The organism is Streptomyces sp. FH025 (assembly GCF_017427025.1).
In the GTDB taxonomy this organism is placed as follows: domain Bacteria; phylum Actinomycetota; class Actinomycetes; order Streptomycetales; family Streptomycetaceae; genus Kitasatospora.
Genome location: NZ_JAFLNG010000168.1, coordinates 1 through 12,343 on the forward strand (window position 1 = coordinate 1; position 12,343 = coordinate 12,343).

Consider the following 12,343-nt stretch of genomic DNA (forward strand, 5'->3'; position numbering starts at 1 on the left):
GGCTACGGTGACGAGTTCGAGGCCGGGGCGGTGCTGGACGGCGGTACTGAGGACGGCGGTACTGAGGACGGCGGCTCGGCGAGTGGCGGCGCCGCGAACGGTCCGGCGCTGGACGGCCCGACGGTGGACGGCGCGGTGGACGGTCCGGCGCTGGACGGTTCGGCGCTGGACGGCCCGACGGTCGGGCCGGCGGCGGGCCTCACGCCGCGGGCGGCCGGCGAGCGGTCCGGCTCGGGAGCCCCGGCCGCGCCCGCCGCACCGGCGCCGCCGCCCGTCCGGGGCGAGGCGCAGCCGCGGACCGCCGTCGCGCCCGTGCCGCAACCGAGCGGTGACGAACGGGAGTTGGACGCGGCACTGGCCGAACTCTCGCTGATGGTCGGCCTGGAGCCGGTCAAGCGGCAGGTCCGGGCCCTCTCGGCCCAGTTGAGGATGTCCCGACTGCGGGCCGAGCAGGGCCTGCCGGTCCAGCCGCCGAAGCGGCACTTCGTCTTCTCCGGCCCCTCCGGCACCGGCAAGACCACCGTGGCGCGAATCCTCGGGCGGGTCTTCCACGCCCTCGGACTGCTCTCCGGCGACCACCTGGTGGAGGCCCAACGGGCGGACCTGGTCGGCGAGTTCCTCGGCCAGACGGCGGTCAAGGCGAACGACCTGATCGACTCCGCGCTGGACGGCGTGCTGTTCATCGACGAGGCGTACAGCCTCTCCAACTCCGGCTACACCAAGGGCGACGCGTACGGCGACGAGGCGCTCCAGGTGCTGCTCAAGCGCGCCGAGGACAATCGCGACCGGCTGGTGGTGATCCTGGCCGGCTATCCCGAGGGGATGAACCGGCTGCTCGCCACCAACCCCGGTCTCAACTCCCGCTTCACCACCCGGGTCGACTTCCCCAGCTACCGCCCCGGCGAGCTGACCGCGATCGGCGCGGCGCTGGCCGGCCGGGACGGCGACGGCTGGGACGAGGACGCGGCCGAGGAGCTGGCCAGCATCTGCACCCACGTGGTGCGCGAGGGCTGGATCGACGAACTGGGCAACGGCCGGTTCATCCGCACCCTGTACGAGAAGTCCTGCGCCTACCGGGACCTGCGGCTGTCGATGCTGCGCGAGCCGCCGGGCCGGGACGACCTGGCGACGCTGCGGCTGCCGGACCTGGTGCAGGCGTACGGGGAGCTGATCGACGGCCGGGGCTGACGACCGGCTCCCCTTCCGGGCTCAGCCCCGCAGCAGTGCCGCCTCGCGCTCCGCGTCGAGTCCGACGTTCGGCCGGTCGGCGCGCTGCGGGGCGTCGCCGCCGATCGAGCGCAGCCAGGCCCAGGTGTCCCCGACGGTCTCGGCGACCGGGCGGCAGCGCAGCCCGGCGTCGACGGCCCGGGCCACCGACGCGCCGTGCAGGAAGTCGTACAGCTCGCCGGGCGGCAGCCAGACCGGCAGCTCGGTCCACGGCTGGACGCCGGCCGCCAGGATCCGCTCGGCGTCCGTCCAGCGCAGCTCCGCGTCCGCGCCGGTGGCCCGGACGCAGGCCGCCAGCAGCTCCCCCATGGTGGTGTGGCCGGCCGGGCTGACCACGTTGTACGGGCCGCCCAGCCGGGCCGCCACCGCGTCCAGGGTCCAGGCCGCGAGGTCGCGGCCGTCGATGTACTGCAACGGGAGGTCGCGCGGGCCGGGGGCGAGCACCGGGCCGCCGCAGGCGATCCGGTTCAGCCACCAGGGCAGCCGGCCGATGTCCTCGTACGGGCCGAGGACCAGCCCGGCGCGGGCCAGCAGCGCGCCTCCGCCGAACTCCGCCTCCAGGGCGAGCTCGGCGCCGCGCTTGGCCTCGGCATAGGGCACCTCGCCGGTCAGGTCCGGGGAGGAGGGGACGACCGGCGCCGTCTCGTCCGCCCCGGCGTGCACCGGGTGGTCGTACACCGATCTGCTGGAGACGTACGCGTAGTGGCCGACCCGGCCGTTCAACAGCCGGGCGCTGTCGCGCACCGCCGCCGGGGCCCAGGACCAGGTGTCCACCACCGCGTCCCACTCCCCCGTGGCGAGCGCCGCCAGGCCGCCCTCGGCCGTCCGGTCGCCCACCAGCACCCGTACGCCCTCGGGCGCGGGCTGCGTGCCGCGGTTGAGGGCCGTCACCTCCCATCCCCTGGCCAGCGCCTCCTCGGCGAGGAGCCGTCCGACGAACTTCGTTCCACCCAGCACGAGCAGTCTCATGCCGGCCACCCTTCCCCGGGGGTGGCCGGCATGGAACCGTTGAACGCTCAGGGCGGAATCGCCGTCAGCGGACACGCCGTGGGCGAAACAGCCGACGCCTCAGGACTGGCTCAGAACGGGCTCAGAACGGGCTTCAGGCCGTGGTGCGGTGGTCGGGGTCGTGCATCTCGCCGACCAGCTCCTCCAGCACGTCCTCCAGCATGACCACGCCGAGCGTGCGGCCGTCCTGGTCGAGCACGGCGGCCAGGTGGCAGGTGGCCCGGCGCATCGCACCGAGGGCGTCGTCCAGCGGGAGGCCGCCGCGCAGCACCGTGATCGGCCGCCACAGGCGGGCCGGGACGGGCGCCGATGGGTCCTCCACGTCGAGGATGTCCTTGAGGTGCACGTAGCCGAGGTAGCCGTGGCCCGCCGGGTCGCCGTCGGTGACCGGGAAGCGCGAGAAGCCGGTGCGCAGGGCGAGCTCCTCGACCTCGGCGGCGGTCGACTTCGGGCCGACGGTGACCAGCTGCTCGGGCCGCAACAGGACGTCGGTGACCGGGCGGTGGCCCATCTCCAGGGCGTCCTCCAGGCGCTCCTGACGGTCCACGTCGAGCAGGCCGGCGTCCCTGGAGTCGACCAGCAGGTACATCAGCTGCTCGGTGGTGAACACCGACTCGACCTCGTCCTTGGGCTCGACCCGGAACATCCGCAGCACGCCGTTGGCGAGGGCGTTGAGCGCCCGGATCACCGGGGCGAGCCAGCGGGCCAGCCGGTCCAGCGGCGGGCCGAGCCAGAGCGCGGCCTTCTCCGGGCCGGCCATGGCCATGTTCTTCGGCACCATCTCGCCCATCACCATGTGCAGGAACACCACGACGGCGAGCGAGATCCCGTACGAGAGCGGGTGCATCAGGGCGGACGGGACGCCGATCGCGTGGAACGGGCCCTCCAGCAGCGAGGCGATGGTCGGCTCGGCGAGCGCACCGAGGCCCAGCGAGCAGACGGTGATGCCGAGTTGGGCGGCGGCCAGCATCGCGGAGACGTTGGACAGCGCGTGCAGCACGACACGGGCGCGCTTGTGTCCGGCCTCGGCGAGGGGCTCGATCTGGCTGCGGCGCACCGAGACGACGGCGAACTCCGCGCCGACGAAGAAGGCGTTGCCGAGCAGCAGCACCAGGGCGAGGAGCAGTTGCAGCGCGGTCATCGGACGCCCTCCTCGTCATCGCCGAACGCGGCGGGGGCGGAGGTGCGCTCCACCCGGACCTCGCTGGTGCGGTGCCGGTCGACGCCGGTCACGGTGAACCGCCAGCCGGGCAGTTCGGCCTGCTCGCCCACCTCGGGGAGCTTGCCGAGCAGGTCGGCGACCAGACCGGCGAGGGTCTCGTACGGGCCGTCCGGGGCGTTCAGGCCGATGGTCTCCAGCTGGTCGAGCCGGGCGCGGCCGTCGGCCTCCCAGGCGGGCAGGCCGTTGACGGCGGGCAGCGGGAGCAGCTCGGGGTGGTCCTCGGGGTCGTGCTCGTCCTGCACCTCGCCGACGATCTCCTCGACGATGTCCTCGACGGTGACGACGCCGGCGGTGCCGCCGTACTCGTCGACCACGATGGCCATCGGCTGGAGGCGGCGCAGCTGGTCGAGCAGCCGCTCGGCGGCCAGGGTCTCGGGCACCAGCAGCGGCGGCGAGGCCAGTTCACCGACCCGCACCAGGCCGCGCCGGGCGGCCGGGACGGCGAGGGCGTCCTTGAGCGTCACGATGCCGGTGACCTCGTCCAGGCTGTCGGTGTAGACCGGGAAGCGGGACAGGCCGGTGGCCCGGGTCAGGTTGAGCACGTCCGAGGCGGTGGCGTCGCGCTGGAGGGCGGCGACGTCGACCCGCGGGGTCATGACGGACTCGGCGGTGAGGTCGCCGAGGCCCAGGGTGCGGACGAACAGGGTCGCCGACTCCTCGTCTATCGCCCCGGCCTTGGCCGAGTGGCGGGCCAGCGCGACCAGTTCGGCCGGGGTCCGGGCGTGCTCCATCTCCTCCTGCGGCTCGATGCCGAAGGCCCGGACCGTCCTGTCGGCGACGCCGTTGAGGAAGCTGATCAGCGGACGGCAGACGAAGGAGAAGGCCATGTGCGGGGCGGCGACCGCGCGGGCCACCTGGAGCGGGCGGGAGATCGCCCAGTTCTTCGGGACCAGCTCGCCGATCACCATCTGGACGACGGTGGCGAGCACCATGCCGACCACCACGGCGGCGCTGCGGCCGACCGAGTCGGGCACGCCGATCCCCGACATGACGGGCTGCAGCAGGGTCGACAGGGCCGGCTCGGCGAGCATGCCGACCACCAGCGAAGTGACGGTGATGCCCAGCTGCGCGCCGGAGAGTTCGAAGGAGAGGTGCCGCAGTGCCTTGGCGACCCGGCCGGACTTGGCGTCACCGGACGCGGCGGAACGTTCCACCGCCCCGCGGTCGGCGGTCACGAAGGCGAACTCGGCGGCCACGAAGAGTCCGTTGGCCAGGATCAGGAGGATGGCCGCGAACAGCAGCAGCCAGGCGGTGATCACAGTGCCGCCTGCCTTCCGGTGGTCGGAAGTGAGGCGGCGCAGGTACTACCGGACGGATCGTCCATCGAGGGGGAGTGTCACTCCTCAGGTCGTTTTCGGGCAGGGCAGAAGTTTTGCCCCGCTTTTACCAGCGTAGACCATACCGGTGCGGTGGTAGGAAGCCTGTTCGGACCCGCCGGGCCCGGGAACCGCAGGTCGGGGCCCGTTCGCCGTCGGATGTGGCCCCGTGCTCTCAGGCCTGGGCGTGGTGCTCGACGAGGTCTCGCAGCGCGCGGGCGTCCGCGATCGCCTGGGCCCTGCCGACGCCGGACTGGATGCCGACCGTGGCGAGCGAGGTGCCGTCGGCGAGGTCCAGGGTGGCCCACGGGTCGCCCTGGCGGAAGTTGACCCGGACGATCTCGGCCCAGGCGAGCCGGCGGCTGCGGACGAAGTTGACCACCGTCACGCCCTCGGCGTCGGCGCGCACCCGGGGGCGGGCCAGCATCAGGCCGACGCAGGCGAACAGGACGCCGCTGGCGGTCATCATGATCCGGTCGTTGAGCTGCCAGTTCTCCGGGAGCAGCACGGCCAGCACGGCGAACAGCACCACCAGCAGGGCGCAGACCGGCAGCAGCACGGCCCGGGTACGGCGGGGCGCCCAGGTGACGGGGTACTCGACGGGCGGCGTGGACACGTGGGGCTCCGGTGGTTCTGGTGGTGGCGCTTCTGTCGGCGCTTCACGGCGAGGGGCGGGGACACCGGTCGGTGTCCCCGCCCCATTGAACCGTTCTTTACTCACCGGCTCGCGCGCAGGGCGGCGCGGACCGGTCGGCGCCGTGCGGTCAGAGGCGGCAGGCGTGGATGTTGGTGACCAGGATGGCCCGGGCGCCGATGCCCCACAGGTCGTCCATGATCTGCTGGGCCTCCTTGCGGAGCACCATCGAGCGGACGGCCACCCAGCCCTCGGTGTGCAGCGGGGAGACGGTCGGCGACTCCAGGCCGGGAGTGAGCGCGACGGCGGCGCCGACCTTCTCGGCGCGGATGTCGTAGTCCATCAGCACATAGCGGCGGGCCACCAGCACGCCCTGGAGGCGGCGCAGGAACTGCTCCACCCGGGCGTCCTCGGCCGCGCCCTTGGGGCGGATCACCACGGCGTCCGAGATCAGGATCGGCTCGCCGAAGACCTCCAGGCCCGCGTTGCGCAGGCTGGTGCCGGTCTCCACCACGTCGGCGATCACGTCGGCGACGCCCAGCTGCACCGCGGTCTCGACCGCGCCGTCCAGCTTGGTGACCGTCGCCTTCACGCCGTGGTCGGCGAGGTGCTGCTCGACGAGGCCGGTGTAGGAGGTGGCGATCCGCAGGCCCTCCAGGCCCTTCACGTCCTCCACCTCCACGCCCTCGGGGCGGGCGAAGCGGAAGGTCGACCCGGCGAAGCCGAGGGCGAGCACCTCCTCCGCGTTGGAGTGCGAGTCCAGCAGCAGGTCGCGGCCGGTGATGCCGACGTCCAGGCGACCGGAGCCGACGTAGACGGCGATGTCGCGCGGGCGGAGGAAGAAGAACTCGACCTCGTTGTTCGGGTCGACCAGCACCAGCTCCTTGGGGTCCTTCCGCTGGCGGTAGCCGGCCTCATGGAGCATCTCCGCCGCGGGACCCGAGAGAGAACCCTTGTTGGGGACGGCGATGCGCAGCATGGGAGGTCGCTTCCTTACCTGTTGGGAGGTGGAGGTGGGGGTGTTCTTCGAACGGTGTTGCTTGCTCAGCGGGGCTTGCTCTGCGGTGCTTGCTCAGTCGTACTTGCTCAGTCGTACTTGCTCAGAGGTGCTTGCTCAGAGGTACTTGTAGACGTCGTCGAGCGTCAGCCCACGGGCGATCATCATCACCTGAAGGTGGTAGAGGAGCTGCGAGATCTCCTCCGCCGTCTGCTCGTCCGACTGGAACTCTGCGGCCATCCAGACCTCGGCGGCCTCCTCGACGACCTTCTTGCCGATCGCATGGACGCCCTGCTGGACGAGCTGCGCGGTGCGGGAGGACGAGGGGTCGCCGGTGGCGGCCTTCTGCTGGAGCTCGGCGAAGAGCTCCTCGAATGTCTTCGAAGCCATGATGGGACTCACCATACGGCGTGCGGAGGGACGGACGGTAAACGGTCCCGGACCGTGGACGGTCGGCTGGACGTCCACGGCCCGGGACCGGGCGCGGGCCCTCAGCGGACGTCGCGCAGGGTCACCGCGGTGGCGACGGCGGCGGTCACGGCCTCGTGGCCCTTGTCCTCGGCGGAGCCCGGCAGGCCCGCGCGGTCGATCGCCTGCTCCTCGTTGTCGCAGGTCAGCACGCCGAAGCCGACCGGGACGCCGGTGTCGACGCTGACCTGGGTGAGGCCGGCCGTGGCCGCCTGGCAGACGTAGTCGAAGTGCGGCGTGCCGCCGCGGATCACCACGCCGAGGGCGATCACCGCGTCGTAGCCGCGCTCGGCGAGGCGCTTGGCGGCGACCGGCAGTTCGAAGGTGCCGGGGACGCGCAGCACGGTCGGCTCGGCGACGCCCAGCTCCTTGAGCGCGCGGTGGGCGCCGTCCAGCAGGCCGTTCATCACCTGGTCGTGCCACTGGGCGGCGACGACGGCGACCTTGAGGTCGGCGGTGCCGTCGATGGTCAGCATGGGGGCTCCGTGGCCGCTCATGTTCCGGTTTCCGTTCTCTGGTGTTCGGTTCTCTGGTGTTCGGTGGGCGGCGTTCAGGAGCCGAGGCCGGGCAGGTCGTGGCCCATCCGGTCGCGCTTGGTCCGCAGGTAGCGCAGGTTGTGCTCGCCGGGCGCGATCTCGACCGCCTCGCGCCCCTTGACCTTGAGCCCGTGCTCGGTGAGCGCGGTGAGCTTCTGCGGGTTGTTGGTGAGCAGGCTGAGCGAGCGGACACCGAGGTCCACCAGCATCTGCGCGGCGATGCTGTAGTCGCGGGCGTCGGCGGGCAGTCCGAGGTCCAGGTTCGCCTCGACGGTGTCGCGGCCCTGCTCCTGGAGCGCGTACGCGCGCAGCTTGTGGGCCAGGCCGATCCCCCGGCCCTCGTGGCCGCGCAGGTACAGCACCACGCCGCGGCCGGCCTCGGCCACCCGCTTCAGCGAGGCCTCCAGCTGCGGGCCGCAGTCGCAGCGCAGCGAGCCGAAGACGTCGCCGGTCAGGCACTCCGAGTGGACCCGCACCAGGACGTCCTCGCCGTCCGGCAGCCGTCCCTCCGCGTCGAGGCCGCCCGCCACCAGGGCGAGGTGCTCGACGCCGTCGATGGTGCCCTGGTAGCCGACGGCGGTGAACTCGCCGTACGCGGTGGGCAGGGCGGTGGTCGCGGCCCGGTCGACGTGCAGCTCGGTGCGGCGGCGGTAGGCGATCAGGTCCTCGATCGAGATGATCGCCAGACCGTGCTCGCGGGCGAAGGCGACCAGCTCGGGCAGCCGGGCCATGGTGCCGTCGTCGTTGACCACCTCGGCGATCGCCCCGGCCGGCGGCAGCCCGGCGAGCCGGGCGAGGTCGACGGCCGCCTCGGTGTGCCCGGGGCGGACCAGCACACCGCCCTCGACGGCGCGCAGCGGGAAGACGTGGCCGGGCCGGGTGAGGTCGCCGGGCTCGGTGCCGGGCGAGGAGAGCAGCCGTACGGTCCGGGCGCGGTCGGCGGCGGAGATGCCGGTGTCGATCCCCTCGCGGGCGTCCACCGAGACGGTGTACGCGGTGCCCTTGCGGTCCTCGTTGACCTGGGTCATCGGCGGGAGCTTGAGACGGTCCAGCTCCTCGCCGGTCATCGGGGCGCAGACCACGCCGGAGCTGTAGCGGATGGTGAAGGCCATCAGCTCGGGGGTGGCGGCGGAGGCGGCGAAGACGAGGTCGCCCTCGTTCTCGCGGTCCTCGTCGTCGACCACGATCACGGCGCGGCCGACGGCGATGTCGGCGATCGCCCGCTCGACGGGGTCCAGGACGAGTTCGAGGCCGGCGTCGGTGTCGGTGTCGGTGGGCTGGTTCTCGGTCATACCGTGGCTCCCTGCGGGACGTTGGTGGACGTGGCGCGCGGCTCACGGGTGCTCAGCCACCAGGACCGCAGGCCGAGCAGCACCAGGACGAAGTAGACGGAGTAGGTGAGGCCGGAGAAGGTGTAGCCGCTGTTGAAGGCGAACGGGACGCCGACCGCGTCGACGGCGATCCAGGCGAACCAGAACTCCAGCCAGCCGCGCGCCTGGGCGACCATCGCGGCCAGCGTGCCGACGAAGATGTAGGCGTCCGACCAGGGGCTCCACGACAGGCTGGGGTAGGCGGTGAAGAGCAGCGCCAGACCGACCGTGCCGGCCGCGGTTCCGGCCACCAGGGCGGCCCGCTCGGGCCAGCTGGCGAACCGTACGGCGATCGTCCCGGAGTCCCGGCGCCCGCGCCGCCACTGCGCCCAGCCCCAGGCCGCGGTGACGATCACGATCAGCTGCTTGCCGATCAGGCCGGGGACGTGGCCGCCGAGGTAGGCGGTGATCAGCACGACGCCGGACAGGAGTTGGACCGGCCAGCTCCAGACCGAGCGGCGCCAGCCGAGCGCGAGGCCGCCGAACCCGAGCAGGTTGCCGATCATGTCGGCCCACTTCACGTGTTCACCGAGGACGGTGAACGCCTCTCCGCTGAGCCAGCTCACTTGGTCTCCCCCGAGGTCGTGGTCGTGTCGCCCGGCAGGCCGGGCAGGGTGCGCGAATCCAGCAGCCGCTCCACGTACTTGGCGAGCACGTCCACCTCCAGGTTGACGCTCTCGCCGACGGCCTTGGCGCCGAGCGTGGTCAGCGCGAGGGTGGCCGGGATGAGGCTGACGGTGAAGCTGTCGCGGGCGGCCTCCACCACGGTGAGGCTGACGCCGTCGACGGTGATCGAGCCCTTCTCCACCAGGTAGCGGGAGATGGACTCCGGCAGCGAGAACCGCAGCACCTCCCAGCGCAGGTTGCCGTCCGCGTCGCGCTCGCCGGGCTCACGGCTCAACAGCCGCCCGGTGGCGTCGACATGGCCCTGGACGAGGTGGCCGCCGAGCCGCTCACCGAGCGCCATGGCGCGCTCCAGGTTGACCCGGGAGCCGGGCTTCAACTCGCCCAGGCTGGAACGGTGCAGCGTCTCGGCCATCACGTCGGCGCTGAACTCGCCGGTACCGGCGGCCAGTTGGTCGGGGCTGTCGACGACGGTCAGGCAGACGCCGTTGACCGCGATGGAGTCTCCGTGCCGCGCACCCGTACAGACCACCGGGCCGTGCAGGCGGATACGCGAGGAGTCGCCGATCTCCTCGATCGACACGACCTCGCCGAGCTCTTCGATGATGCCGGTGAACACCCGGGTCTCCTCGCGCTTGGGGCGCGGACTCCGGGGCGGCATGGGAGATGACACGGACGGGCAACGGTGCGCGGACCCGTCGGCACGACCCGTCGCCGGGGTGCCTGCCGGGGCCGCCGGGAGATCGCTCGCCCGGCTCGGGAGACAGTGCTCCCGCCGTTCACCTGACCGTGGTCCGGTCCGGTTGTCGATGGACCACGGGTACTGCTCTTCGTCCGCCCGCGCACGCCTCCCATCCGGACTTTAACCGTCGGTCCAGGAATTTCACCTGGTCAACCGGCCGCTGGCTGCGGACGGGTCGCGGACTGTAACCGCCGGTTCGGATTTTCACCGACCCCGGAGTGCGCTGAACGTCACTGCTGTTGACGTCATTGTGCCACGGGCGGAGCACGGCCAGGGAGAGCCCTCGGCTGTGGCCTGTTTCACGGCCCTGCGGGGAATGCGCGGCGCGGTGCGGGGCAGGGGTCGGCGGGTTTCGGGGTGTGGCGGGCCTCAGAGCGGAGCGGGTGCGGCGACCGGCATGAAGTGGGTGACCTCCGGGGGGTGCGCGAGGTAGTGCAGCTCGCCCTCCGACCAGACCGGTCGGATCCGCCACATCGGCCCGGCGTACCCGCGCAGGGCCTCCTCGTCCCGCCAGCGGCTCACCACGAGCACCCGGTGCCCACCCTCGGTCACCGAGCGCAACAGTTCGCCGCCGAAGCAGCCGTCCGTCTGCCCCAGTTGCGGGATCACCTGGTTGGCCAGGTGTGCGCAGAACTCCTCGATGCGATCGGCCGAGACCTGTCCGGCCCAGATTCTGACGATCACGGCCACCACCTCCGGCTGCCTGGGGGTCCCTGGCCCCATTATCAGCGGAAAACCGCTGGTGGGGAGGGGTGCGGCGACTCTTTCGCGGAGAGCTGGGAGACCCCGGGGAGGGCGGGTCACGGGGCCCGGGGCCTGGGGCGGCGAGGCGGCCCTCGACTAGATTCCCGATATGACCACCACACCGGAAGCTGCCGTTCCGTCAACCACCGCTCCGGCCAGGCCGAACCGCCTGTTCGCCGCCCTCGGCGCGGGAGCGCTCACCGATCCGGCCCAGCTGAGCGAGATCTACGAGCAGCCGAGCGAGCACGCGCGCCGCAAGCAGGTGGACCGCCTGCACGAGGTCGCCCAACGCCTGATCGCCTGCTCCCCGCTGGTGTTCGTCGCCAGCTCCGACGCCGCCGGGCGCTGCGACGTCTCGCCGCGCGGAGGGCCGGCCGGGCTGGTCTCGGTGCTCGACGAGTACACCCTGGCCATTCCGGACGCCACCGGCAACAAGCGCTTGGACACCCTGCACAACATCGTGGAGACCGGCCGGGTCGGACTGCTGTTCGTCGTACCGGGCCGCGACACCACGCTCCGGGTCAACGGGCGGGCCTGCGTCTCCACCGACCCCGAGCTGCTGCGCCAGCTGACGGCCGTCGGCAAGCCGCCGCGCAGCGCGATCGTGGTGGCCGTGGAGGAGGTGTACGGGCACTGCCCGAAGGCCTTCCTGCGCGCTTCGGCGTGGAAGCCGGAGAACTGGCTCGCCGCGGACGCGCAGCCGAGCTCGGCGGAGGTCACGCTGTCGCACCTGCGGGACGACGCGCTGACCATCGAGCTGATCGAGCAGACGGAGCGGGAGGCGCTGCTGTACCGGTACGAGTAGCCGGGCGCGCGCACGGGGGTGAGTCCGGGGCCGGGCGGGTGACGTCGGGCTGGCTCGGGGCCGGGCGGCCGCCGGGGCCACCGCCGGTGGCTTGAATGGGCGGATGGACTGCCTGTTCTGTGCGGTGGTGGCGGGCGAGGTACCCGCGCACCGGGTGCTGGAGGACGAGGCGGCGGTCGCCTTCCTGGACCACCGGCCGCTGTTCCCCGGCCATGTCCTCGTCGTGCCGCGCGCCCACCACCGGACCCTGGCGGACCTCCCGGCCGCCGCCACCCGCTGCACGCGCAGGAAGAACGGCCCCACCTCGGCGGCCGTCGAGCGGGGGCTGGGCGCGGCGGGCAGTTTCGTGGCGGCCAACAACCGGATCAGCCAGTCGGTGCCGCACCTGCACGTCCACGTGGTGCCGCGCAATCCGAAGGACGGGCTGCGCGGGTTCTTCTGGCCGCGCGGGAGGTACCCGGACGAGGCGCGGGCGGCGGAGGTCGCGGCGCGGCTGCGGGCGGCGCTCGACGTCGACGGCTCGGCCGGCTCCGGCGGTTCGTAGGGCGCCGGTTCGCAGGGCGGCGGTTCGCAGGGCGGCGGTTCGCAGGGCGCCGGTTCGTAGGGGCGCCGGTTCGCAGGGGCGCCGGTTCGCAGGGCGGCCATCACCG

The 12,343-nt window shown here is 72.7% G+C and carries 14 protein-coding genes and 1 riboswitch; of the genes, 3 read left to right on the top strand and 11 right to left on the bottom strand.

The genetic code is table 11. The features are described 5' to 3' along the window. Window positions 1-1,188 (top strand): AAA family ATPase (locus J0670_RS14620; RefSeq protein WP_243437017.1); only part of this gene is annotated, 1,188 nt, incomplete at its 5' end. Window positions 1,189-1,209: 21 nt separating this feature from the next. Here J0670_RS14620 and J0670_RS14625 read toward each other — a convergent pair. From J0670_RS14625 to J0670_RS14675, 11 genes are all read right to left on the bottom strand, one after another. Beyond that, window positions 1,210-2,196: an NAD-dependent epimerase/dehydratase family protein gene (locus J0670_RS14625; RefSeq protein ID WP_207811990.1), complete on the bottom strand. Its 987-nt coding sequence runs from the start codon at window positions 2,194-2,196 to the stop codon at window positions 1,210-1,212. Window positions 2,197-2,329: 133 nt separating this feature from the next. After that, on the bottom strand, window positions 2,330-3,376 hold the full coding sequence (locus J0670_RS14630; protein ID WP_207811991.1) for a hemolysin family protein: 1,047 nt from the start codon (window positions 3,374-3,376) through the stop codon (window positions 2,330-2,332). Continuing rightward, window positions 3,373-4,716 (bottom strand): hemolysin family protein, encoded by a 1,344-nt coding sequence (locus J0670_RS14635; protein WP_207811992.1) that lies wholly within the window; start codon window positions 4,714-4,716, stop codon window positions 3,373-3,375. Before J0670_RS14635 ends, J0670_RS14630 begins: the two co-directional genes overlap by 4 nt. A 232-nt stretch (window positions 4,717-4,948) precedes the next feature. Beyond that, complete coding sequence (locus J0670_RS14640; RefSeq protein WP_207811993.1) at window positions 4,949-5,389, bottom strand: PH domain-containing protein; 441 nt, start codon at window positions 5,387-5,389, stop codon at window positions 4,949-4,951. 148 nt (window positions 5,390-5,537) lie between these two features. Next, window positions 5,538-6,386, bottom strand: a complete 849-nt coding sequence (gene hisG / locus J0670_RS14645) for an ATP phosphoribosyltransferase (protein WP_207811994.1) — start codon at window positions 6,384-6,386, stop codon at window positions 5,538-5,540. A 135-nt stretch (window positions 6,387-6,521) separates the two neighbouring features. Next, window positions 6,522-6,794 carry a phosphoribosyl-ATP diphosphatase gene (locus J0670_RS14650; RefSeq protein WP_097238956.1) on the bottom strand — a complete coding sequence of 91 codons (273 nt, stop codon included), beginning with the start codon at window positions 6,792-6,794 and terminating at the stop codon, window positions 6,522-6,524. 101 nt (window positions 6,795-6,895) lie between these two features. Beyond that, window positions 6,896-7,369: a 6,7-dimethyl-8-ribityllumazine synthase gene (ribH, locus tag J0670_RS14655; protein WP_207811995.1), complete on the bottom strand. Its 474-nt coding sequence runs from the start codon at window positions 7,367-7,369 to the stop codon at window positions 6,896-6,898. Between the two features lie 53 nt (window positions 7,370-7,422). Continuing rightward, window positions 7,423-8,700 carry a bifunctional 3,4-dihydroxy-2-butanone-4-phosphate synthase/GTP cyclohydrolase II gene (locus J0670_RS14660; protein ID WP_207811996.1) on the bottom strand — a complete coding sequence of 426 codons (1,278 nt, stop codon included), beginning with the start codon at window positions 8,698-8,700 and terminating at the stop codon, window positions 7,423-7,425. Beyond that, window positions 8,697-9,344: a nicotinamide mononucleotide transporter family protein gene (locus tag J0670_RS14665; protein WP_307806526.1), complete on the bottom strand. Its 648-nt coding sequence runs from the start codon at window positions 9,342-9,344 to the stop codon at window positions 8,697-8,699. The genes J0670_RS14660 and J0670_RS14665 overlap by 4 nt, the downstream gene beginning before the upstream one ends. Beyond that, the gene (locus tag J0670_RS14670) at window positions 9,341-10,021 is read right to left on the bottom strand and encodes a riboflavin synthase (RefSeq protein ID WP_207811997.1); all 681 of its coding nucleotides are present in this window, start codon (window positions 10,019-10,021) and stop codon (window positions 9,341-9,343) included. Before J0670_RS14670 ends, J0670_RS14665 begins: the two co-directional genes overlap by 4 nt. A 220-nt stretch (window positions 10,022-10,241) precedes the next feature. After that, window positions 10,242-10,369, bottom strand: a riboswitch (FMN riboswitch). A 144-nt stretch (window positions 10,370-10,513) separates the two neighbouring features. Next, window positions 10,514-10,828, bottom strand: a complete 315-nt coding sequence (locus J0670_RS14675) for an antibiotic biosynthesis monooxygenase (protein WP_207811998.1) — start codon at window positions 10,826-10,828, stop codon at window positions 10,514-10,516. A gap of 169 nt (window positions 10,829-10,997) precedes the next feature. On the opposite strand from J0670_RS14675, the gene J0670_RS14680 reads away from it, so the two are divergent. After that, window positions 10,998-11,693 carry an MSMEG_1061 family FMN-dependent PPOX-type flavoprotein gene (locus J0670_RS14680; protein ID WP_207811999.1) on the top strand — a complete coding sequence of 232 codons (696 nt, stop codon included), beginning with the start codon at window positions 10,998-11,000 and terminating at the stop codon, window positions 11,691-11,693. Between the two features lie 103 nt (window positions 11,694-11,796). Then, window positions 11,797-12,237: an HIT family protein gene (locus J0670_RS14685; RefSeq protein WP_207812000.1), complete on the top strand. Its 441-nt coding sequence runs from the start codon at window positions 11,797-11,799 to the stop codon at window positions 12,235-12,237. The last annotated feature ends 106 nt before the right edge of the window (window positions 12,238-12,343 follow it).

What these genes read in the sequence shown, in the direction of transcription:
- J0670_RS14625 (WP_207811990.1), bottom strand. Translation starts at nt 2,196, where the DNA reads ATGAGACTGCTCGTGCTGGGTGGAACGAAGTTCGTCGGACGGCTCCTC.
- J0670_RS14630 (WP_207811991.1), bottom strand. Translation starts at nt 3,376, where the DNA reads ATGACCGCGCTGCAACTGCTCCTCGCCCTGGTGCTGCTGCTCGGCAAC.
- hisG (WP_207811994.1), bottom strand. Translation starts at nt 6,386, where the DNA reads ATGCTGCGCATCGCCGTCCCCAACAAGGGTTCTCTCTCGGGTCCCGCG.
- J0670_RS14650 (WP_097238956.1), bottom strand. Translation starts at nt 6,794, where the DNA reads ATGGCTTCGAAGACATTCGAGGAGCTCTTCGCCGAGCTCCAGCAGAAG.
- ribH (WP_207811995.1), bottom strand. Translation starts at nt 7,369, where the DNA reads ATGAGCGGCCACGGAGCCCCCATGCTGACCATCGACGGCACCGCCGAC.
- J0670_RS14660 (WP_207811996.1), bottom strand. Translation starts at nt 8,700, where the DNA reads ATGACCGAGAACCAGCCCACCGACACCGACACCGACGCCGGCCTCGAA.
- J0670_RS14680 (WP_207811999.1), top strand. Translation starts at nt 10,998, where the DNA reads ATGACCACCACACCGGAAGCTGCCGTTCCGTCAACCACCGCTCCGGCC.
- J0670_RS14685 (WP_207812000.1), top strand. Translation starts at nt 11,797, where the DNA reads ATGGACTGCCTGTTCTGTGCGGTGGTGGCGGGCGAGGTACCCGCGCAC.